The following is a 20,424-nucleotide window of genomic DNA, read 5'->3' as shown; positions in this document are numbered from 1 at the left end:
CCTGACTGTTCGACCCTCAAGCCACGAGGCACCTCATGATCCGCGAAGAATTCCTGCGCTTGGCCGCTGCCGGCTACAACCGCATTCCGCTTGCCTGCGAAACCCTGGCCGACTTCGACACGCCGCTGTCGATCTACCTGAAGCTGGCCGACGAGCCCAATTCCTACTTGCTGGAGTCCGTACAGGGCGGCGAGAAATGGGGGCGTTACTCGATCATCGGCCTGCCGTGCCGAACCGTGCTGCGGGTTCATGATCATCACGTCAGCGTGACCGTCGATGGCGTCGAGACCGAAAGCCACGACGTGGAAGATCCGCTGGCCTTCGTCGAAGCCTTCAAGGCGCGCTACAACGTGCCGACCATTGCTGGCCTGCCGCGTTTCAACGGCGGCCTGGTGGGCTACTTCGGTTATGACTGCGTGCGTTATGTGGAGAAGCGCTTGGGCAAATGCCCGAACCCGGACCCGCTGGGCGTACCGGACATTCTGCTGATGGTGTCCGACGCCGTGGTGGTGTTCGACAACCTGGCCGGCAAGATGCACGCCATCGTCCTGGCCGACCCGGCGCAGGAAGACGCCTTTGAACAAGGTCGCGCGCGCCTGGAAGAGCTGCTGGAAAAACTCCGACAGCCGATCACCCCGCGCCGTGGCCTGGACTTCAGCAAGCAACAATCGGCTGACCCGGTGTTTCGCTCCAGCTTCACCCAGAACGATTACGAAAAAGCCGTCGACACCATCAAGGAATACATCCTGGCCGGTGACTGCATGCAGGTCGTGCCATCCCAGCGCATGTCGATCGACTTCAAGGCGGCCCCCATCGATCTGTATCGCGCACTGCGCTGCTTCAACCCGACGCCTTACATGTACTTCTTCAACTTCGGCGACTTCCACGTCGTTGGCAGTTCGCCGGAAGTACTGGTGCGGGTCGAAGACAACCTGATCACCGTGCGCCCGATTGCCGGCACCCGTCCGCGGGGCGCCAACGAAGAGGCTGACCTGGCGCTGGAAAAAGACCTGCTGTCGGACGACAAGGAAATCGCCGAGCATTTGATGCTGATCGACCTGGGGCGTAACGACACCGGTCGCGTTTCGGAAATCGGCTCGGTGAAACTGACTGAGAAGATGGTCATCGAGCGTTACTCCAACGTGATGCATATCGTGTCCAACGTCACCGGGCAACTGAAAGCCGGGCTGACGGCCATGGATGCACTGCGGGCGATTCTGCCGGCGGGCACCTTGTCCGGCGCACCGAAGATTCGCGCGATGGAAATCATCGACGAACTGGAGCCGGTCAAACGTGGCGTCTACGGCGGTGCGGTCGGTTACTTCGCCTGGAACGGCAACATGGACACCGCCATTGCGATCCGCACGGCGGTGATCAAGAACGGCGAGCTGCATGTGCAGGCCGGTGGCGGCATCGTTGCCGACTCGGTGCCGGCGCTGGAATGGGAAGAAACCCTGAACAAGCGCCGCGCGATGTTCCGCGCCGTTGCCCTGGCGGAACAAACACCGAACGCCTGAGTTTGCGAAAAAACCTGTGGGAGCGAGCTTGCTCGCGATGGGGCCATCACTGCCACATTGATGTTGTCTGACCCACCGCTATCGCGAGCAAGCTCGCTCCCACAATGATCTCATCGCCAAAAAAACGCGGCGCCTGTGAGGGCGCCGCGTTTTTTATTGGTTGCACATCAGAAGTCCAGCGCAACACCTACATTGATGCCCTGTTGGGTGAAGTCGTCGTCCTTGCGGATGTTGTAGCTGGCGCGCAGTGCCAGGTCCTTGGTGAGGTTGTGGCTCACCCCCAGGTTCACATGTTGCAAGTGACTTTGCGGGGTGTAGCCTTCCAGCGTGAACTGGTTGTTTGGCAGGCTGTTGAGGTTGATGTCCACGTCCTGGGTATCGTCGTTGTACTCACGCTCGATTGCCGCTTCGCCGAACACCTGGGTTTGCGGGGTGATCTGGTATTTGCCCTGCAGGCCAGCGCCCAGGCGCCGGGAAATACGCTCCTGATCGGCGAAGGTCAGCGCCGTGGAATTGTTTCCGTCCTCCGAGTAACCATCGACTTGTACCTTGGCGAAGTCGGCGCTGACAAACGGCGACAGGTGCCAAGGACTGCTGGCTTGTTGCGCAATGTCGTAGCCCACGCGTGCGCTGAAGGCTTCGACGTAGCCGCTGGTATCGCCTTTTTCGCCGCGTTCGTTGACGCCCAGCTGGAATTTGCGCTTGAGGCTGTCGTAATCCAGATGCCCGGCCGTCAACGCCGCGTCGGCCCACACACGGTTTTGCTGGTACTGGGCGAATGCCGTGCCCAGGTAAGTGTTGAGCTTGTAGTCGGAGTCGTTGTTGCCGGCTTCGAGTTCCTGGTTATAGAAACCGGCCACCAGACCAACTCGCCAGGCATCGTCGAGACGATAGCTGCCACCGATGTTCAGGTTGGCTCCGTTGCCGTCGGCGCTTGCCACGCTGTCCTGGCCGTCAAAGTCCTGATGCTGTCCGCCGGCGGAAACGATGGCTCGCCATTGGCCGACGCCTTGCCAGTTTTCCCAATCGGCCAGCCACTGGTTGCGCAACTCATCCTGATGCGCACGCACGGTGCCCTGGGCCATTTCCGGCAGCAGGGTCAGCTCCCATGGTGCGGCCAGCAGGGAATAGGCGTAATCGGCGATCAGGCGTTGCCCGGCTTCGGTGGGGTGCACCGAGTCGTTGTAGATCAGCTTGGTCGGGTCCGGCGTGGCGCTGTTGATGCCGTAGCGGGCATTCTCGGTACAACCGTTGCCGCTGAAGCAGGTGGTGATGAGGTTCTGGTCGGTGGCCAGGCCAAACTGTGCCGGGTTGGCGAAAGTCTCTTTGAGCAGTACCGGAATGTTCAGCGGGATGACTTCGGCATTGATGTTTTGCAGTCGGCTTACCAGTTCAGTGTTGAACTGGGCGCTGAGTTGAGATGTGAACGCTTGCAGCGGGGTGCCGTTGAACGCCGGGGTAAAGCCGATATCGGGCAGCAACCAGACCATGACGTATCTGGCGCCAGCGGTTTGCAGGGTCTGCACGCTGTCGGCCAGGCGGTCGGCGGCGGCACTGGCTTGGGGCAGGCTGGTGACGCGTCCTTGCAGGAAGTCGTTACCGCCGCCCGACAGGTAATACAGTGCGTTCGGGTCGGCACGGAAGTTATTGGATGGAAGATAGCCGGACCGGGTGCGTTCGCCGGTGGCGGAGATGCTGGTAATCGAATCAAGAATCTGGTCGGTACGGTAGCCGCCTACAGCCCAGTTGTTACCATCAGGCAGGCCTTCGTTGGCGCGAACTGCTGAAGTAGAAGATGCCGTCTGGTCCGGTGAAAACCCCAGTTTCCCACCCAGGATCTGTGTGGAGTTGAGCGAGCGGACTTCGCCGCTGCCATCCAGGTACACCGGTCCCGTCCGGTTGGTGAAGCGCTGTGTCGCTCCGGCAGGCCCGCCCGTGTCGGCAAAGGTCCCTGCATCGTTGAGACTGTCCCCGAAGACAACGAAATTTGTATAAGGATTGGGTGCGGCGTTCGCCTGGGCGCATGCGATCGCGAGCAAGCATCCTGCGAGCGGTACAAACAACGACTGTTTGATCATGAGCAAGTCCGTTTATTTATTGTTTTAGTGAACGAAACGACAGTACCAAAAACTTTCGGCCTTTTGCCATCTGTCGCGAAGCCTTTGATAGATTCGCGGGCAGTGCCTCCGGCGATATTGCGCGCTCTGCCCAGCTAAGTTACTGTGCCGGGACGTACGAACGAGACCTTCCCCGTGTTGATCATCAGTAAACTCCTGGATCAAGTCATCAAGGCACACGCCCGCTGGCGTTGGCGCGCCTGAATTCTTTTGCCGGCTTCGCCGGACCTGTACCGCTTTGCCTTCTTTACCTGTTTGAAATGCCGCTTTGCTGGCGCTACGTCGGCACCTGACAAAGCGCAGCGCCCTGCGGGTCAATCATTCGAAGGCCATCTTTAAAGTCAGTGAGTTCAAGAGGTTCTATACGCCATGTTGCTGATGATCGATAACTACGACTCCTTTACCTACAACGTTGTGCAGTACCTGGGCGAGCTCGGCTCCCAGGTCAAGGTCGTGCGCAACGATGAACTGACCATCGCTGAAATCGAAGCCCTCAACCCTGAGCGCATCGTTGTGTCCCCCGGTCCTTGCACCCCGACCGAGGCCGGAATTTCGATTGAAGCGATCAAGCATTTCGCCGGCAAACTGCCGATTCTTGGCGTCTGCCTCGGCCACCAGTCCATCGGCCAGGCCTTTGGCGGTGATGTGGTGCGCGCCCGTCAAGTGATGCACGGTAAGACTAGCCCGGTATTTCACGAGGACAAGGGTGTATTCGAAGGCCTGAATCGTCCGCTGACGGTGACCCGCTATCATTCTTTGATCGTCAAGCGCGAAACCCTGCCAGATTGCCTGGAGCTGACCGCCTGGACTCAGCTCGAAGACGGCTCGGTCGACGAGATCATGGGCCTGCGTCACAAGACTCTGAACATCGAAGGCGTGCAGTTCCACCCTGAGTCGATCCTCACCGAACAGGGCCATGAACTGTTCGCCAACTTCCTCAAACAAACCGGCGGCACGCGCTAAGGACTTTTCATGAACATCAAGACAGCCCTGAGCCGTATCGTCGATCACCTTGACCTCAGCACCGATGAAATGCGCGATGTGATGCGCGAAATCATGACCGGGCAATGCTCGGACGCACAGATTGGCGCGTTCATGATGGCCATGCGCATGAAGAGCGAAAGCATCGACGAAATCGTCGGTGCCGTGTCGGTGATGCGTGAACTGGCGGACAAGGTCGAACTCAAGACCCTCGACGGTGTGGTCGATGTAGTGGGCACCGGCGGCGACGGCGCCAATATCTTCAACGTGTCGACCGCTGCTGCGTTCGTGGTTTCCGCTGCTGGCTGCACCGTGGCCAAGCACGGCAACCGTGCAGTCTCGGGCAAGAGCGGCAGTGCCGATCTGCTGGAGGCGGCCGGTATCTACCTGAACCTGACACCCGTGCAAGTGGCGCGCTGCATTGACAACGTTGGTATTGGTTTCATGTTTGCCCAGACCCATCACTCTGCGATGAAATACGCTGCAAGCCCGCGCCGCGAACTGGGTCTGCGGACCTTGTTCAACATGCTCGGCCCGCTTACGAATCCGGCCGGCGTGAAGCATCAGGTAGTAGGCGTATTCACCCAGGCCTTGTGCCGGCCGCTGGCGGAAGTGTTGCAGCGTCTGGGCAGCAAGCATGTGCTGGTGGTGCATTCGAAGGATGGCCTGGACGAGTTCAGCCTGGCAGCACCGACCTTCGTGGCAGAGCTGAAAAACGACCAGATCACCGAGTATTGGGTCGAGCCGGAAGACCTGGGCATGAAGAGCCAGAGTCTGCATGGCCTGGCGGTGGAAAGCCCGGCGGCTTCACTTGAGCTGATTCGCGATGCCCTGGGCAAGCGCAAGACCGAGAACGGTCAGAAAGCGGCCGAGATGATCATGCTCAATGCCGGTGCCGCGCTGTACGCCGCCGATCATGCCAGCAGTTTGAAAGAGGGAGTTGCACTTGCGCACGATGCGCTGCACACCGGCCTCGCTCGGGAAAAGCTCGAGGAGCTGGGTGCGTTTACCGCGGTATTCAGAGTGGAGAATGAGGGATGAGTGTACCGACGGTTCTGGAAAAGATTCTGGCGCGCAAGGTCGAGGAAGTCGCCGAGCGTAGCGCTCGCGTCAGCCTCTGCGAGCTGGAAAGCCTGGCCAAGGCGGCCGATGCGCCCCGTGGCTTTGCCAGGGCCTTGCTGGCTCAGGCCAAGCTGAAGCAGCCGGCAGTCATTGCCGAAATCAAGAAAGCCTCGCCGAGCAAGGGCGTGATCCGCGAGAACTTCGTTCCCGCCGACATCGCCAGAAGCTATGAGAAGGGCGGCGCGACCTGCCTGTCGGTACTCACCGACATCGACTACTTCCAGGGCGCGGATGCGTACCTGCAGCAGGCCCGCGCGGCGTGCCAGCTGCCGGTGATCCGCAAGGACTTCATGATCGATCCATACCAGATCGTCGAAGCCCGTGCCTTGGGTGCCGACTGCGTGCTGTTGATCGTCTCCGCGCTGGATGACGTGAAAATGGCCGAACTGGCAGCCGTGGCCAAAAGCGTCAACCTCGATGTGCTGGTGGAAGTCCATGACGGCGATGAGCTGGAGCGAGCGTTGAAAACCCTCGATACTCCGCTGGTTGGCGTGAACAACCGCAACCTGCACACCTTCGATGTCAGCCTGGAAACCACCCTCGACCTGTTGCCGCGTATTCCGCGAGATCGTCTGGTCATCACCGAGAGTGGCATTCTCAATCGCGCCGATGTCGAACTGATGGAAATCAGCGACGTCTACGCATTCCTGGTCGGCGAGGCGTTCATGCGCGCCGAAAGCCCGGGTACCGAGTTGCAGCGTCTGTTCTTCCCTGAGCGCGGTATTCCCGTCAGCGGCTCGACCCTCGACTGAATACATCTTCACAGGCAATCCGCTTCCACTGTGGGAGCGGGCTTGCCCGCGAAGAGGCCCGCAAATCCCCTGAAGACCTCTGGTCTGTCGGAGCCTTCCATGTCGCTGCCAACCTCCCTCACCATCGAAGCCGGCCTGCAAGCCGAACAGGACTTGCTGGCATCGGTCTGTTCCGGCGACGCGGAGTTCGGCCTGCTGTTCTGGCAGCCGAGCGATCGGGCGCTGGTTATGCCACGCCGTTTGAGCCGCTTGTCGGGTTTCGAGGCTGCATGTGAAGTGTCGGCGGTGGCCGGTTGGCCAGTACTGTTGCGTGAAACCGGTGGCGAGCCGGTGCCGCAATCGGCCTCAACGATCAACATCGCGCTGGTTTACGCACCGCCGCGCAGCGAAGGGGATCTGAATCGCATCGAAACCGGTTACCACCGTTTGTGCGATCCCATTTGTCAGCTGCTGGATGAGTTGGGCGGCACGTCGTCCCTTGGCGAAATCGAGGGGGCGTTCTGTGATGGTCGCTTCAACGTCAACCTCGATGGTCGCAAGATGGTTGGCACCGCCCAGCGCTGGCGTCAGAGCCTGGGTGGGCAGCGTCCGGTAGGACTGGTGCACGGAGCGATGCTGATCGATAACGAGCGAGAGTCTATGGTCGCCGCGGTCAATCGTTTCAACGAGGCTTGCGGTCTGGAGCAACGAGTGCGCGCCGAAAGCCACATCGCGCTGCATGAGAAGTTCACGGCACCCAATGCACTGGCACGCCTCGACGAACTCTACCGGTTGATGCTCGTGCAGATGTTCAGCGGCTAGGTTTTCGAGCTTATCGCGTACCGAAGACCACCATGGTCTTGCCTTTGACGTCCACCAGGTTGCGTTCCTCCAGATCCTTGAGCACGCGACCGACCATCTCCCGTGAACAACCGACAATTCGACCGATTTCCTGACGGGTCACCTTGATTTGCATGCCATCGGGGTGCGTCATGGCGTCTGGCTGTTTGCACAGCTCCAGCAGGCAGCGGGCGACTCGACCGGTTACATCAAAGAATGCCAGGTCACCGACCTTGCGCGTGGTGTTGCGCAGGCGCTGTGCGATTTGTCCGCTAAGGACGTAAAGAATGTCCGGGTCCTGCAGGGACAATTCGCGGAATTTCGCGTAGCTGATTTCCGCGACATCGCATTCAACCTTGGCCCGCACCCAGGCGCTGCGCTCCTGCTCCAGGCCGGCTTGCTCAAACAGACCCAGCTCGCCGAAAAAGTCCCCGGCGTTCAGGTAGGAAATGATCATTTCCCGGCCGTCATCATCTTCGATCAGGATGGTGACTGAGCCTTTGATGATGAAGAACAGCGTTTCCGAGCGGTCGCCGGCACAAATGATGTTGCTCTTGGCCTGATAACGGCGGCGCTGGCAATGCATCAACAGCTTGTCGAGGTTCTTGATCTTGGAGTTGGGGGCAATAGCAACCATGGTTGTATCCCGAAAAAACTGCACGGTATGTTTGGTTTTTATAAATAGTGAACGCTGGAGTAAGGCTGGCTGTGCGCCATAGAATTGGCGTCAGCTTAACAGACACTTCCTGCAATATTCGAGCATTTACCTACAAGGCAGTGGGATATGTCCCAGGACGCCGGGCGCTGTCAATCACGGGGCCTGTGCTAAGCTGGCGACCCTTTTTTATACAGTGGAGTCTTGGCGATGAAGGCACGCATCCAATGGGCTGGCGAAGCCATGTTCCTCGGCGAATCCGGTAGCGGTCATGTCGTGGTCATGGACGGTCCGCCCGATGCCGGCGGACGTAACCTGGGTGTCCGGCCGATGGAAATGCTGCTGCTGGGTGTTGGCGGTTGCAGCAATTTCGATGTGGTCAGCATCCTCAAGAAGTCCCGCCAGGCAGTGGAAAGCTGTGAAGCCTTCCTCGAAGCCGAGCGTGCGACCGAAGATCCAAAGGTGTTCACCAAGATCCACATGCACTTTGTGGTCAAGGGCCGCGGGCTGAAAGAAGCCCAGGTCAAACGTGCCATCGAACTGTCTGCCGAGAAGTATTGCTCGGCCTCGATCATGCTCGGCGCGGCTGGCGTGGCAATTACCCACGACTACGAGATCATCGAGCTCGGTTGAATCGACATTCAACTATCATAAAAGCAGTGCAGACTCTGGCGAACACAAGCTGACGTCTGCATAATGCGCCACTTTTTTCAGGGTAGTGGCCCGTCAGCCGACAGGCCTCAAACCCGAAACAGACAACCAAAATCGCCATCGCGAAGAGGTGTTAACCGTCCTACGCAGGTGCGTTGTTCGCATCTGACGGGCATGCTTGATCACGCGGCCGGGCCGCAAACACATAGAGAGTTTTTAACGGTGAAAAGCAAACTCAAGCTCCACGGGTTCAATAACCTGACAAAGACCTTGAGCTTCAACATCTATGACATCTGCTACGCGGAAACCCCGCAAGACCAGCAGGCTTACGTCGAGTACATCAATAAAGAGTACAACGCGAAACGCCTGACGCAGATCCTCACGGAAGTTGTCGATATCATTGGTGCCAACATCCTGAACATTGCCAGTCAGGACTATGAGCCGCAGGGCGCCAGCGTCACGATCCTGATCTCGGAGGAACCGGTAACCCCGACCGACAGTCAGATCGAAGAGTCCCCGGGCCCGCTGCCCGAAATCATTCTGGCCCACCTCGACAAGAGCCACATCACGGTGCACACCTACCCGGAAATCCATCCGGTCAGCGGTATTGCAACCTTCCGTGTGGACATCGACGTGTCGACTTGCGGGGTCATTTCACCGCTTAAAGCGCTCAACTTCCTGATTCACCAGTTCGATTCGGACATTGTGACCGTGGATTACCGAGTGCGCGGCTTCACCCGTGACGTTGAAGGCAAAAAGCACTTCATCGACCACGAGATCAATTCGATCCAGAACTACCTCTCCGACGACACTTACGACGCGTACCAGATGACCGACGTGAACGTGTACCAGGAAAACCTGTTCCACACCAAGATGCTGCTGAAGAACTTCGAACTGGATAACTATCTGTTCGGCGACGCCACCAGCAACCTGTCCTCTGAGCAACGCGCCCAGGTGACCGAACGGGTGAAACACGAAATGCTCGAAATCTTCTACGCGCGCAATATGGCGTAAGTTTTTCGAACACAAAAAAGGCGACTCCCTCACGGCAGTCGCCTTTTTTTATTTTGGCGCTGGCTCCTACAAAAAAACGGAGTCAGATCCGATAAGTACTCTTTGTCATCACCTTGGCCATCAGACTCATCCCGAACTTCACCGGTGCCGGAAAGCGGAAGCCGCCAGCCTCCAGCGCGCTTTCGGCGTGCTGTTCTTCATCGATGCGCATCTGCTGAAGAATTGCCCGGGATTTTTCGTCCTCGGCCGGCAATTGTTCCAGATGCTCGTTCAGGTGTTTGCACACCTGGTCTTCCGTTGCCGCAACGAAACCGAGGCTGACTTTGTCGCTGATCAGGCCGGCCACTGCGCCAATCCCGAACGACATGCCATAGAACAGCGGATTGAGGATGCTGGTGTGGCTACCCAGTTGATGGATGCGTTGTTCGCACCAGACCAGGTGGTCGATTTCTTCTTCGGCGGCATGCTCCATCGCAGCGCGCACTTGCGGCAGCCTGGCGGTCAGCGCCTGCCCCTGGTACAGCGCCTGGGCGCAGACTTCGCCGGTATGGTTGATGCGCATCAGGCCGGCAACGTGGCGCGTATCTTCGTCGCTCATTTTCGCATCCGGCTGCACGATGGCAGGCGACGGACGGTACGGCTGGCCGCTGAAGGGCAGCAAGGTGCGCATCGCGGCATCGGCTTGCAGCAGCAGGCGGTCAATCGGCGAGTAGTGACGTTGGGTAGTCATGCTGACCTCCGGGGGGAATTTCGGCGGCCAGTTTAACCCAATCGGCCGGGGAAGGTTTGCGCTGGGTCATTGTGATGCAGGTGCTGTGACATTGTTGTGATGCCTTGTGTGGAGGCGGCAATGCACCGCTTCCACAGGGTTTGGCGCAATCAGCCCGGCGGCCAGTGCATCTGGCGCTGACCCAGCACGTGCATATGAATGTGGTAGACGGTTTGCCCGCCTTCTTCATTGCAGTTCATGACGACGCGGAAACCTTTTTCACAGCCCAGTTCCAGTGCCAGGCGCTGGGCGGTGAACAGTATGTGCCCGGCCAATGTCTTGTCGTCCTCGGTCAGGTCGTTCAAGGTGCGAACCGGTTTTTTCGGGATCACCAGGAAATGTACTGGCGCCTGTGGGGCAATGTCGTGGAAGGCCAGTACCTGGTCGTCCTCGTAAATGATCTTCGCCGGGATTTCCCGGTTGATGATCTTGGTGAACAGAGTATCCACAGCTGTTTTCTCCGTTGTTTGGGCTGGCCTGAGTGTACTCATGGTGTATGCCAGCGCCCAGCCTTTTACCTTGGGTTGGATCAGCGCGGGCAGTAGGCCTTGTTGATCATGCCGGCGATTGTGCGAGTCAGCCACCGCGAGCCGAGTCGCGGCAGGAAGGCGAACCAGCGGTTGCGCCGCCCGGGAATGATGATCGCCTTGTTCTTTTCCAGTGCGCGCACGGTGTAGAGCGCCACTTCCTCAGGGCTCATCAGCAGTTTGCTGTTGGTCAGTTTTTCGCTGTCGAGTTGCGCGGTACGGAAAAATGCCGTTCGGGTCGGCCCGGGGCAGAGCACCGAAACCTTGATCGCACATTTTTTCAGCTCGACGCGCAATCCTTCGGAAAAGTGCAGCACATACGCCTTGCTGGCGTAATAGGTGCTCATCCACGGCCCGGGCTGAAACGCCGCCACCGAGGCCACATTCAGAATCTGTCCGCCGCCTTGCAGGGCCATGCTGTTGCCGATGGCATGGCACAGGCGGGTGAGGGCGAGGATGTTCACTTCGATCAGGTCTTGCTCGGTCATCCAGTCCTGGGCCAGAAACGGGCCGCATGTACCGATACCGGCACAATTGACCAGCAGATCGATCTGCCGGTCGCCTTCTTCCAGCTCCAGCAGGAACCCGGACAGGCGCAGCGGTTCGCCCAGGTCACAGGCACGGAACAACACCTCCACGCCGAACCTCTGGGTCAGTTCAATCGCAATACTTTCCAGCTGATCACGTTGTCGGGCCACCAGAATCAGGCTGCGGCCACGCCGGGCCAGCGCTTCGGCCATTGCCAGGCCGATGCCGCTGGAGGCGCCAGTGATCAGAGCGTAACGGGTCATGCAGTTCTCCATCGCAACAGCTCCGCGCCGCGACGCAGGTGTCACGGGCCAGGAGCGCTGTTCATTCTTTCGCAGAGTCTACAGGGGGCTGGGCCTCTTCGGCTGCATCGTCGGTGGAATTTGGCACCGGTTCGACCTCGACTTCGATTTCATCGGTGGTGACCGAACTGCTTTCGTAGCTGCTCTGGGCGGCGCTTTTGTATTCTTCCCGTATCGCCGTGAGACCACCGGCCAGCGAGCCGAACAGAACCAGCGCGATAACCACCAGCCACAGCGAAGACAATACCTTGACCGCAGTACTGTTCGGCGGAGGCGGCGGGCCGTAGCGGTTCGCGGTGTCGTTGCCCGGCACAACCATGATCACGAACGGAAAGAAACTGCCAACGAACGGCACCAGGTTCAGCAGCCACAACCAGCCGGACCAACCGACATCGTGCAAGCGTTGAACAGTGATCTGGATGCTGACGAATATAAAGCCGACGAACAGGATCAAGGCCAGCAAGCTGCCCAATATCAGGCCGCCGGTCGAATCCGCGCCGATGAGAGCCAGGGCGACCAAGGCAAGCACCCCGCAAACGGCCAAGAGCACAGTTGACAGCACCAGCGTCCAGGCGAGGTAACGCAAGCGGCCGATACGGCCATCGAAACTGAATGGCTTGAGCGTAGCGAATTCCGCCACGGCTTCGCCGACGGGCGCGCGAGGCGGCGCGTAAGGGGATTGCGGGTCTGCCAATGGCTCCTGGCTGTTGGCCGGAGCATGCTCATGCACGTCGGCGAGGTTCAGTTCGATCGGCGTTTCGGCTTCGATGCGGGCGTCGATACCGGTTTTGCTCAGCGCCTGGAGATAGGTATGGGCGTCGGCTTGCGACAGGTTGCGTTTGAGCGCTACCGGACGCCCGGCGAACAAGCGCTCGATGGCTGTGACATCGCTTTTGAACAAGTCGGCGAGATTGAGCTTTGCCGTGGTGATGTCGACACCGGGTAGCAAGGCGCCTTCGAATACGATCTTGAAACGATTTTCGCCCATGTGCGAGGCATCCTTGTCGCGAGAGGTTGAAAGAAGAAGCTTGTGCCCGGGTGAATGTAGGGCCAGCCGGGCAAGACTGGCCAAGATTTGCTGTCAGCGCGGCCAGCGTTTTGGCAACTGGGCGGCATGCTCCAGGGCCTGGCGGTACTCCGCGTCGAGACGTGCAATCAACTGCTCGACACTCGGCAAGTCTTCGATTTCTCCCACACCCTGGCCTGCAGACCAAACGGTCTTCCAGGCCTTGGCCTCATCGCTCACGGGTTTGAGCTTGGAACCGAAGTTGATCTCGCCTTTGCCTTGCAAGGCGGCCATGTCAAAACCGGCGGCCTCCAGGCTCTGGCGCATGAAACTCGCGGGTACACCTGACACGGCTGGAGTATGGATGATGTCTGCCGCTTTGGATGTCAGCAGCATTTCTTTGTAGGCGTCAGGCGCGTGACTTTCGGTCGTGCCGATAAATCGTGTGCCAAAGTAGGCCAAATCCGCGCCGAGCAATTGAGCGGCAAGAATTTCGTGGCCGTGGTTCAAGCAACCGGCCAGCAACAAGGTCTTGTCGAAGAACTGGCGGATTTCGGCAATCAGCGAGAACGGGCTCCAGGTCCCGGCGTGTCCACCGGCGCCGGCAGCCACGGCGATCAAGCCATCCACGCCGGCTTCGGCCGCTTTCTCGGCATGACGACGAGTTGTCACATCATGGAACACCAGGCCGCCGTAGCTGTGCACCGCGTCGACCAGTTCTTTCACGGCACCGAGACTGGTGATCACGATCGGCACTTTGTGTTCGACGCAGATCTCAAGATCCGCCTGTAAACGAGGATTGCTGTTATGGACGATCAGGTTCACGGCATAAGGCGCGGGGTTTTCCATTGTCGCCAGCCCGGCTTCGATTTCTTCCAGCCAGGCTTTGAAACCGCTGCTTTCGCGCTGGTTCAGCGCCGGGAAGCTGCCGACCACGCCCTGGCGACAGCAGGCGAGTACCAATTGCGGATTGGAAATCAGGAACATCGGCGCCGCCACCACGGGCAGACGCAAACGTTCTTCGAGCAGAGCGGGCAGCGACATTGGAAGTACCCCGGTAAGTTGTGCCTGGTGGATTTAGAACGGCCGAACGACGACCAGAATTACGATAGCCAGCAATATCAGAACCGGCACTTCATTGAACCAGCGATAAAAGACATGGCTGCGGGTGTTCTCGCCACGGGCAAAACGTTTTACCTGGGCGCCGCACATGTGGTGGTAGCCGATCAGCAATACGACCAGGGTCAGTTTGGCGTGTATCCAGCCACCCTGGCTGAAGATGCCTGGGTTGAGGTAGATGAGCCAGCCGCCGAAAATCAGCGTGGCGATCATCGCCGGGCCCATGATGCCCCGGTACAGCTTGCGCTCCATGATGCTGAAGCGTTCCTTGCTGATCGTGTCTTCACTTTGTGCGTGATAAACGAACAGCCGTGGCAGGTAGAACAGGCCGGCAAACCAGCACACGACGCTGACGATATGAAACGCTTTGAGCCACAGATAGAGCATTTTTAGTTATTCCCCAATTCACGGTAACCCGAATAGTAGAGAAAGAGTCCTGTCTCGGACATAACTGTTCAATTTTGACGGTGTCTTTTGTCGCCATACTGCGTTGCCGCTCCTCGCCATAGCGGGCTATGACTCGTCGCGGCGCCTTGTCTGGCAACAAAATCCACTCGCCAAAACTTGAACGTATGCCCGAGACGGGACTCGTGAGCGTCCGCACGTCACCTTGACGGTTGTCGCAGGGGCGCGCGGCCCCTATTATCGACGGCTTTCCAGTGGGTTCGTTGAGGGCAGGTTTATGGTCAAGGTCGGTATCGTCGGCGGCACGGGTTACACCGGTGTCGAACTGCTGCGTCTGTTGGCGCAACATCCGCAAGCTGAGGTGGTTGTCATCACTTCCCGATCCGAGGCTGGCCTGGCCGTGGCCGACATGTACCCGAACCTGCGAGGCCATTACGACGGCCTGGCGTTCAGCGTTCCGGACATCAAGACCCTGGGTGCCTGCGATGTGGTGTTCTTCGCCACGCCGCACGGTGTTGCCCATGCCTTGGCGGGTGAACTGCTGGCGGCCGGGACCAAGGTCATCGACCTGTCGGCCGACTTCCGTCTGCAAGACGCGGATGAATGGGCCAAGTGGTACGGCCAGCCGCACGGTGCACCGGAGTTGCTGGACGAGGCGGTCTACGGCTTGCCGGAAGTCAATCGCGAGCAGATCAAGAAGGCGCGCCTGATTGCCGTGCCGGGCTGCTACCCGACTGCAACGCAATTGGGTTTCCTGCCATTGCTCGAAGCCGGCCTGGCCGATGCCGCGCATCTGATTGCTGACTGCAAGTCCGGCGTCAGCGGTGCCGGTCGTGGTGCTTCCGTAGGCTCGCTGTACTCCGAAACGTCGGAAAGCATGAAGGCTTATGCGGTCAAGGGTCACCGCCACCTGCCGGAGATTCGCCAGGGGCTGCGTCGCGCAGCAGGCAAGGACGTCGGCCTGACCTTCGTTCCGCACCTGACCCCGATGATTCGTGGCATTCACTCCACGCTCTACGCAACCGTTGTTGATCGCTCGGTGGACCTGCAGGCGTTGTTTGAAAAGCGTTATGCCAACGAACCGTTCGTCGATGTGATGCCGGCCGGCAGCCATCCGGAGACTCGTAGCGTACGGGGTGCCAACGTCTGCCGTATCGCGGTGCATCGCCCGCAGGATGGCGATCTGGTGGTTGTGCTGTCGGTGATCGACAACCTGGTCAAAGGCGCTTCGGGTCAGGCGGTGCAGAACATGAACATTCTGTTCGGGCTGGATGAGCGTCTGGGCCTGTCCCACGCCGGCATGCTGCCATAAGCTTTATGGCGTACAGCAAAAGGCCCGTCAGACGGGCCTTTTTGCATTCCGGGCCGGCGATTGGATTGGTTGATATACCATAACAATAGTTGACCGCTTTTCTAGGAGAAGCGGATAATGCGCGTCATCACGCAATATGACGGCGTAACGCCGGGAGATAGTCAGCATGAGCGTCGAATCCTTCACCCCCACGGCTTTGCAATTCACCCACGGTGCCGCGCACAAGGTGAAGAGCCTGGTCGATGAAGAGGGGAATGATCGCTTGAAGCTGCGCGTATTCGTTACGGGCGGCGGTTGTTCAGGTTTTCAGTACGGCTTCACCTTCGATGAAGAAGTGGCCGATGACGACACCATCGTCGAGCGCGAAGGTGTGAGTCTGGTTGTCGATCCGATGAGTTTCCAGTACCTGGCAGGTGCCGAGGTGGACTACCAGGAAGGTCTGGAAGGTTCGCGTTTCGTCATCAAGAACCCGAATGCGACCACCACCTGTGGCTGCGGTTCTTCGTTCTCGATCTGATCAGCGCACCAGTTTCACAGAACGCCGCACGGCCTCAGGGCCTTGCGGCGTTTTGCTGTGTGGAGGATTTATGCGGGATAGATGGCACCCAGTACGCGCAAGCCGCGGGCACCGGTGACGCTCGGACGGTTGGCTGCGATGCCTTCGAGACAGCAATGAGCCAGCCATGCGAAGGCCATGGCTTCGACCCAGTCGGGGTCTACACCGTAAGTAGTGGTGCTGCTGACGCTTGCGTTTGGCAGCAAGCTGGCCAAGCGGTTCATCAAGGCAGTGTTGTGGGCGCCGCCGCCGCAGACCAGCAGTTCTTGCGTGTCTTGCTGGGCGCTTTGCAGTGATTCGATGATGGTCAGCGCGGTCAGCTCAAGCAGCGTCGCCTGAACATCTTCGGTGGCGAAGGCTGGCAGTTGTGCCAGATGCCGTGTCAGCCATGGCAGATTGAACACTTCCCGGCCGGTACTCTTCGGGCCTTTGGTCACAAAGAACGGATCGCTGAGCAGGGCATTCAATAGCACCGGTTCTACCTTGCCGCTGGCAGCCCATTGGCCGTCACGGTCAAAGTGGTCGCCGCGTTGTTGGTGAATCCAGGCATCCAGCAGCACATTGCCCGGGCCACAGTCGAAACCGGCGACCGGCTTGCCGGGCTCGATAAGGCTGAGGTTGCTGAAGCCGCCAACGTTCAGCACTGCGCGATTGCCGGCCTGCTCTTCAAACAAGGCTTCGTGAAAAGCGGGAACCAGTGGTGCGCCTTGTCCGCCGGCAGCGACATCGCGGCTGCGAAAGTCGCTGACCACGGTGATACCGGTCAGCTCGGTCAGCAGGGCCGGGTTGCCGATCTGCACAGTGAAGCCGCGTGCCGGTTCATGGCGGATGGTCTGGCCATGACTGCCAATCGCACGAATGTCGTCAGGCTTCAGTTGCTCTTGGGCGAGTACGGCATGAATCCCTTGGGCTGCCAGTTTCACCCAGTTCTGCTGGGCGATGGCGGAACGAGCGATTTCGTCCGGGCCGCTGGCGCACAAACCGAGCAGCTCGGCGCGCAGGGAGTCGGGCATCGGGATGTAGTGGGAGGCGATCAGTCTGATCGCCGGGGCTTGCTCGATCAGTGCGATATCCAGGCCATCAAGGCTGGTTCCGGACATCACACCTATATAGAGCGCCATGGCCTAGCGCTTGCTCGAAGCCAGCAGAGTGGCTTTTTCCTGTTCCATGCGCGCCATCAGTGGCTGGCTTTGGGCGAGGAAGCGTGCGCGTTCAGCCTTGGCAATCGGATCGGCCATTGGCAGTTTCTGGCCCAGCGGATCGACGTGTACACCGTTGACCTGGAACTCGTAGTGCAGGTGTGGCCCGGTGGAGAGACCGGTGGTGCCGATATAGCCAATCACCTGGCCCTGTTTCACCGTGCCGCCAGTCTTCACGCCTTTGGCGAAGCCTTGCATGTGGCCGTAGAGCGTGGTGTAGGTATTGCCGTGCTGGAGGACCACGGTATTGCCGTAGCCACCACGGCGGCCGGCCAGCAGGATCTTGCCATCACCGGCAGCTTTGATCGGGGTACCGCGCGGTGCTGCGTAGTCAACGCCTTTGTGGGCGCGGATCTTGTTCAGGATCGGGTGTTTGCGGCCCATGGAAAATTTCGAGCTGATGCGGGCGAAGTCCACCGGTGTGCGGATGAACGCCTTGCGCATGCTGTTACCGTCAGCGGTGTAGTAGCTGCTGTTGCCTTGTTTGTTGGTGTAGCGCACGGCGGTGTAGGTCTTGCCGCGGTTGGTGAAGCGCGCCGACAGGATCGGGCCAGTGCCGACGGCCTTGCCGTTGACGACTTTTTGTTCGTAGATCACGTCGAACTCGTCGCCCTGGCGAATATCCTGGGCGAAGTCCACGTCGTAGCCAAACACACTGGCCATGTCCATGGTCAGGCTGTGAGACAGGCCGGCCCGGGCTGCGGACTGCGACAGCGAGCTGTTGATCACGCCGTGTACATAGGCAGAGCGCACGGTCGGTTTCGCGGTAATGCGATTGAAGGTGTAGCCCTTGTCGTTCTTGGTCAGGCTGATGCTTTCGAGGTCGTTGAGCTTGCTGTGCAGGTTGGTCAACTGGCCGTCAGGGCTCAGTTCGAACTCGAGTTTTTGCCCGTGCTTGAGCTGGCTGAACTGCTTGGCCTGCTTGTCGCTGGCCAGCACGTCATGCACTGAAGTGGCCGGGAGGCCGACCTTCTCGAACAGTGTAGAGAGGGTGTCACCCTTGGTGACGATCACTTCCCTGTGGCTTGCCGGCTTCTTTTCTTCGACGACTGGTGCAGGTGCAGGTGCAGGTTCGGCCTGAGCGGTTTCCTGAGTGTCTTCGGCGCTGTTGTCGATCTGCGCGAAGGGGGAGGTTGCTGGTTCATTTGTGGCTTGAACGGCGTCAGCAGCGTCTTGATCTTGTGTCAGTTGTTCAGCAGGGCTTTCCAGTTCAAGACTCAGGGTTGTCTTTTTGGCTTCGACATCGCTGGAAGGGAATACCAGGAGCGCCAGACTGAGAAGGGCAGCGATGCCACTTGCGGCAAGCAAGTGGGTCTTCGGGTAAAGCGGCGGCGCTTTAGACGATTCTGTGGTCATAAGTGGTTTTGACTTTGAAAAAGATGAATTGGAAAAGATGAATGACATGATGAAGATGAAATAACTGTATAAAATATAACCAAATCATCTCTGAAGCAAGTCCGCAGACGTTCTGTCTATGGATTGGCTTCCGTGCGCCGGGCAAACCTTGTATTTGACGCGCGATCTTGTATGGTTGGTTCCCTTTGAATCTGAGCCTTGCGGGTCTGTTATGAAGTCGGTTGAAGAGCAGCTAGCGCTGATCAAACGTGGTGCGGAAGAACTGTTGGTCGAGTCCGAGCTGATTGAAAAGCTCAAGCGTGGCCAGCCGCTACGTATTAAGGCGGGCTTCGATCCAACGGCTCCGGACCTGCACCTGGGTCACACCGTGCTTATTAATAAGCTGCGCCAGTTCCAGGATCTGGGGCATCAGGTGATCTTCCTGATTGGTGACTTCACCGGGATGATCGGCGATCCGAGTGGCAAGAGTGCCACGCGCCCTCCGCTCACTCGCGAGCAGGTCCTCGAGAATGCCGAGACCTACAAGACTCAAGTGTTCAAGATTCTCGATCCGGCAAAAACCGAAGTGGCATTCAACTCCACCTGGATGGATCGGATGGGGCCAGCCGACTTCATTCGCCTGACTTCGCAGTACACCGTGGCTCGCATGCTCGAGCGCGATGACTTCGACAAGCGCTACACAACCAATCAGCCAATCGCCATCCATGAGTTCCTTTATCCGCTGGTTCAGGGGTACGACTCGGTAGCTCTGCGTGCGGACGTGGAGCTCGGCGGCACCGATCAGAAGTTCAACTTGCTGATGGGGCGTGAGCTGCAGCGTGGTTATGGTCAGGAAGCCCAGTGCATTTTGACCATGCCGCTGCTTGAAGGTCTGGATGGTGTGAAGAAGATGTCCAAGTCCCTGGGCAACTACGTCGGTATCCAGGAAGCGCCGGGAGTGATGTACGGCAAGCTGGTCTCCATTCCGGATGCGCTGATGTGGCGCTACTTCGAGTTGCTCAGCTTCCGCTCCATGGATGAGATCAATGCGTTCCGCGCTGATGTGGAGGCGGGTGCCAATCCGCGCGACATCAAGATCAAGCTGGCTGAAGAGATCGTTGCGCGCTTCCATGGTGAGGAGGCTGCGGCCAATGCCCACCGTGCCGCCGGTAACCGTATGAAGGATGGCGAGCTGCCGGATGATTTGCCGGAAATCGAATTGACTGCTGCCGAGGATATGCCGATCGCTGCCGTCCTTAATAAGGCGGGGCTGGTCAAGAACTCGGCTGTGGCTCGAGATCTGCTTGGTTCCGGTGGTGTACGTATAGATGGTGAGGTTGTCGATCGCACCTTTATATATGCACTGGGCGCGACCCATGTTTGTCAGGCAGGCAAGAAGGCATTTGCGCGTATTACGCTCAAATCCGAATAAAGCTGAAATAGGGGGTTGACGGCGAGTTTTAGAAGCCTATAATTCGCCCCACTTCCGGCGCAGTCGAAACGGAAAACTCCTTGGTAAACAATGAGTTACGCAGTTTTCGGCAGCGGGTTGCTTCAGTTCATCGAAGCCGAAAGGGAGTTGAAAAAGAGGTGTTGACAGCAGCGTGTAACGCTGTAGAATTCGCCTCCCGCTGACGAGAGATCTGAAGCGCAAGTGGTTGAAGTTGTTAAGGATTTCCAAGCGAAACTTTGAAAACTTCTGAAAATAACCACTTGACAGCAAATGAGGCTGCTGTAG

The 20,424-nt window shown here is 58.7% G+C and carries 20 protein-coding genes; 10 read left to right on the top strand and 10 right to left on the bottom strand.

The features are described from left to right. The first annotated feature begins 35 nt into the window (after positions 1-35). Positions 36-1,517 carry an anthranilate synthase component I gene (gene trpE / locus ACMDB8_RS25185; RefSeq protein ID WP_056726656.1) on the top strand — a complete coding sequence of 494 codons (1,482 nt, stop codon included), beginning with the start codon at positions 36-38 and terminating at the stop codon, positions 1,515-1,517. 167 nt (positions 1,518-1,684) lie between these two features. Here trpE and estP read toward each other — a convergent pair whose 3' ends face one another. After that, complete coding sequence (gene estP / locus ACMDB8_RS25180; protein WP_223541852.1) at positions 1,685-3,595, bottom strand: esterase EstP; 1,911 nt, start codon at positions 3,593-3,595, stop codon at positions 1,685-1,687. A gap of 408 nt (positions 3,596-4,003) precedes the next feature. Here estP and ACMDB8_RS25175 point away from each other — a divergent pair, with 408 nt between their 5' ends. From ACMDB8_RS25175 to ACMDB8_RS25160, 4 genes are all read left to right on the top strand, one after another. Then, on the top strand, positions 4,004-4,597 hold the full coding sequence (locus tag ACMDB8_RS25175) for an aminodeoxychorismate/anthranilate synthase component II (protein WP_007906885.1): 594 nt from the start codon (positions 4,004-4,006) through the stop codon (positions 4,595-4,597). Positions 4,598-4,606: 9 nt separating this feature from the next. Continuing rightward, the gene (gene trpD, locus ACMDB8_RS25170; protein ID WP_056726658.1) at positions 4,607-5,656 is read left to right on the top strand and encodes an anthranilate phosphoribosyltransferase; all 1,050 of its coding nucleotides are present in this window, start codon (positions 4,607-4,609) and stop codon (positions 5,654-5,656) included. Further along, the gene (gene trpC, locus ACMDB8_RS25165; RefSeq protein WP_056726659.1) at positions 5,653-6,489 is read left to right on the top strand and encodes an indole-3-glycerol phosphate synthase TrpC; all 837 of its coding nucleotides are present in this window, start codon (positions 5,653-5,655) and stop codon (positions 6,487-6,489) included. The genes trpD and trpC overlap by 4 nt, the downstream gene beginning before the upstream one ends. Positions 6,490-6,588: 99 nt before the next feature. Continuing rightward, a complete protein-coding gene (locus ACMDB8_RS25160) occupies positions 6,589-7,290 on the top strand; it encodes a lipoate--protein ligase family protein (protein WP_056726660.1) in 702 nt (233 codons plus the stop codon). 10 nt (positions 7,291-7,300) lie between these two features. Here the strand turns inward: ACMDB8_RS25160 and crp are convergent, their stop codons facing one another. Further along, positions 7,301-7,945 carry a cAMP-activated global transcriptional regulator CRP gene (gene crp, locus ACMDB8_RS25155; protein WP_056726661.1) on the bottom strand — a complete coding sequence of 215 codons (645 nt, stop codon included), beginning with the start codon at positions 7,943-7,945 and terminating at the stop codon, positions 7,301-7,303. 228 nt (positions 7,946-8,173) lie between these two features. Between crp and ACMDB8_RS25150 the strand changes: the two genes are divergently transcribed. Together ACMDB8_RS25150 and speD are read left to right on the top strand one after the other, a co-directional pair. Then, entirely contained in the window at positions 8,174-8,596 is a 423-nt protein-coding gene (locus ACMDB8_RS25150; protein WP_007941657.1) for an OsmC family protein, read from the top strand. A gap of 240 nt (positions 8,597-8,836) precedes the next feature. Then, the gene (speD, locus tag ACMDB8_RS25145) at positions 8,837-9,628 is read left to right on the top strand and encodes an adenosylmethionine decarboxylase (protein WP_007986012.1); all 792 of its coding nucleotides are present in this window, start codon (positions 8,837-8,839) and stop codon (positions 9,626-9,628) included. Positions 9,629-9,710: 82 nt separating this feature from the next. On the opposite strand, the gene coq7 is transcribed toward speD, so the two are convergent. The 6 genes from coq7 to hemJ form a co-directional block, all read right to left on the bottom strand. Beyond that, complete coding sequence (coq7, locus tag ACMDB8_RS25140) at positions 9,711-10,358, bottom strand: 2-polyprenyl-3-methyl-6-methoxy-1,4-benzoquinone monooxygenase (RefSeq protein WP_056726662.1); 648 nt, start codon at positions 10,356-10,358, stop codon at positions 9,711-9,713. A gap of 149 nt (positions 10,359-10,507) precedes the next feature. After that, on the bottom strand, positions 10,508-10,846 hold the full coding sequence (locus ACMDB8_RS25135) for a histidine triad nucleotide-binding protein (RefSeq protein WP_056726663.1): 339 nt from the start codon (positions 10,844-10,846) through the stop codon (positions 10,508-10,510). 80 nt (positions 10,847-10,926) lie between these two features. Further along, complete coding sequence (locus ACMDB8_RS25130) at positions 10,927-11,715, bottom strand: SDR family NAD(P)-dependent oxidoreductase (RefSeq protein ID WP_056726664.1); 789 nt, start codon at positions 11,713-11,715, stop codon at positions 10,927-10,929. A gap of 61 nt (positions 11,716-11,776) precedes the next feature. Continuing rightward, complete coding sequence (locus ACMDB8_RS25125) at positions 11,777-12,742, bottom strand: DUF805 domain-containing protein (RefSeq protein ID WP_056726665.1); 966 nt, start codon at positions 12,740-12,742, stop codon at positions 11,777-11,779. 93 nt (positions 12,743-12,835) lie between these two features. After that, positions 12,836-13,804, bottom strand: a complete 969-nt coding sequence (locus ACMDB8_RS25120) for an NAD(P)H-dependent flavin oxidoreductase (protein ID WP_056726666.1) — start codon at positions 13,802-13,804, stop codon at positions 12,836-12,838. A gap of 33 nt (positions 13,805-13,837) precedes the next feature. Continuing rightward, a complete protein-coding gene (gene hemJ, locus ACMDB8_RS25115) occupies positions 13,838-14,266 on the bottom strand; it encodes a protoporphyrinogen oxidase HemJ (RefSeq protein WP_056726667.1) in 429 nt (142 codons plus the stop codon). Positions 14,267-14,561: 295 nt separating this feature from the next. Here hemJ and argC point away from each other — a divergent pair, with 295 nt between their 5' ends. Together argC and erpA are read left to right on the top strand one after the other, a co-directional pair. Next, the gene (gene argC / locus ACMDB8_RS25110; protein ID WP_007980174.1) at positions 14,562-15,596 is read left to right on the top strand and encodes an N-acetyl-gamma-glutamyl-phosphate reductase; all 1,035 of its coding nucleotides are present in this window, start codon (positions 14,562-14,564) and stop codon (positions 15,594-15,596) included. A gap of 166 nt (positions 15,597-15,762) precedes the next feature. Then, positions 15,763-16,113, top strand: a complete 351-nt coding sequence (gene erpA / locus ACMDB8_RS25105) for an iron-sulfur cluster insertion protein ErpA (RefSeq protein WP_007906865.1) — start codon at positions 15,763-15,765, stop codon at positions 16,111-16,113. 68 nt (positions 16,114-16,181) lie between these two features. On the opposite strand, the gene ACMDB8_RS25100 is transcribed toward erpA, so the two are convergent. Beyond that, entirely contained in the window at positions 16,182-17,273 is a 1,092-nt protein-coding gene (locus ACMDB8_RS25100) for an anhydro-N-acetylmuramic acid kinase (RefSeq protein ID WP_409078125.1), read from the bottom strand. A gap of 3 nt (positions 17,274-17,276) precedes the next feature. After that, on the bottom strand, positions 17,277-18,707 hold the full coding sequence (locus ACMDB8_RS25095) for a peptidoglycan DD-metalloendopeptidase family protein (protein ID WP_409078124.1): 1,431 nt from the start codon (positions 18,705-18,707) through the stop codon (positions 17,277-17,279). A 211-nt stretch (positions 18,708-18,918) separates the two neighbouring features. Between ACMDB8_RS25095 and tyrS the strand changes: the two genes are divergently transcribed. After that, on the top strand, positions 18,919-20,118 hold the full coding sequence (tyrS, locus tag ACMDB8_RS25090; protein ID WP_223541855.1) for a tyrosine--tRNA ligase: 1,200 nt from the start codon (positions 18,919-18,921) through the stop codon (positions 20,116-20,118). The last annotated feature ends 306 nt before the right edge of the window (positions 20,119-20,424 follow it).

The organism is Pseudomonas monachiensis (assembly GCF_047345015.1).
In the GTDB taxonomy this organism is placed as follows: Bacteria; Pseudomonadota; Gammaproteobacteria; order Pseudomonadales; family Pseudomonadaceae; genus Aquipseudomonas; species Aquipseudomonas monachiensis.
Note: the sequence above shows the minus strand (reverse complement) of the source record. Positions and strands in the feature narration are given on the sequence as shown.

Excerpts from the sequence above, each read along its gene's own strand:
- trpE (WP_056726656.1), top strand. The coding sequence starts at position 36 with ATGATCCGCGAAGAATTCCTGCGCTTGGCCGCTGCCGGCTACAACCGC.
- estP (WP_223541852.1), bottom strand. The coding sequence starts at position 3,595 with ATGATCAAACAGTCGTTGTTTGTACCGCTCGCAGGATGCTTGCTCGCG.
- ACMDB8_RS25175 (WP_007906885.1), top strand. The coding sequence starts at position 4,004 with ATGTTGCTGATGATCGATAACTACGACTCCTTTACCTACAACGTTGTG.
- trpD (WP_056726658.1), top strand. The coding sequence starts at position 4,607 with ATGAACATCAAGACAGCCCTGAGCCGTATCGTCGATCACCTTGACCTC.
- trpC (WP_056726659.1), top strand. The coding sequence starts at position 5,653 with ATGAGTGTACCGACGGTTCTGGAAAAGATTCTGGCGCGCAAGGTCGAG.
- ACMDB8_RS25160 (WP_056726660.1), top strand. The coding sequence starts at position 6,589 with ATGTCGCTGCCAACCTCCCTCACCATCGAAGCCGGCCTGCAAGCCGAA.
- crp (WP_056726661.1), bottom strand. The coding sequence starts at position 7,945 with ATGGTTGCTATTGCCCCCAACTCCAAGATCAAGAACCTCGACAAGCTG.
- ACMDB8_RS25150 (WP_007941657.1), top strand. The coding sequence starts at position 8,174 with ATGAAGGCACGCATCCAATGGGCTGGCGAAGCCATGTTCCTCGGCGAA.
- coq7 (WP_056726662.1), bottom strand. The coding sequence starts at position 10,358 with ATGACTACCCAACGTCACTACTCGCCGATTGACCGCCTGCTGCTGCAA.
- ACMDB8_RS25130 (WP_056726664.1), bottom strand. The coding sequence starts at position 11,715 with ATGACCCGTTACGCTCTGATCACTGGCGCCTCCAGCGGCATCGGCCTG.
- ACMDB8_RS25125 (WP_056726665.1), bottom strand. The coding sequence starts at position 12,742 with ATGGGCGAAAATCGTTTCAAGATCGTATTCGAAGGCGCCTTGCTACCC.
- ACMDB8_RS25120 (WP_056726666.1), bottom strand. The coding sequence starts at position 13,804 with ATGTCGCTGCCCGCTCTGCTCGAAGAACGTTTGCGTCTGCCCGTGGTG.
- hemJ (WP_056726667.1), bottom strand. The coding sequence starts at position 14,266 with ATGCTCTATCTGTGGCTCAAAGCGTTTCATATCGTCAGCGTCGTGTGC.
- argC (WP_007980174.1), top strand. The coding sequence starts at position 14,562 with ATGGTCAAGGTCGGTATCGTCGGCGGCACGGGTTACACCGGTGTCGAA.
- erpA (WP_007906865.1), top strand. The coding sequence starts at position 15,763 with ATGAGCGTCGAATCCTTCACCCCCACGGCTTTGCAATTCACCCACGGT.
- ACMDB8_RS25100 (WP_409078125.1), bottom strand. The coding sequence starts at position 17,273 with ATGGCGCTCTATATAGGTGTGATGTCCGGAACCAGCCTTGATGGCCTG.
- ACMDB8_RS25095 (WP_409078124.1), bottom strand. The coding sequence starts at position 18,707 with ATGACCACAGAATCGTCTAAAGCGCCGCCGCTTTACCCGAAGACCCAC.
- tyrS (WP_223541855.1), top strand. The coding sequence starts at position 18,919 with ATGAAGTCGGTTGAAGAGCAGCTAGCGCTGATCAAACGTGGTGCGGAA.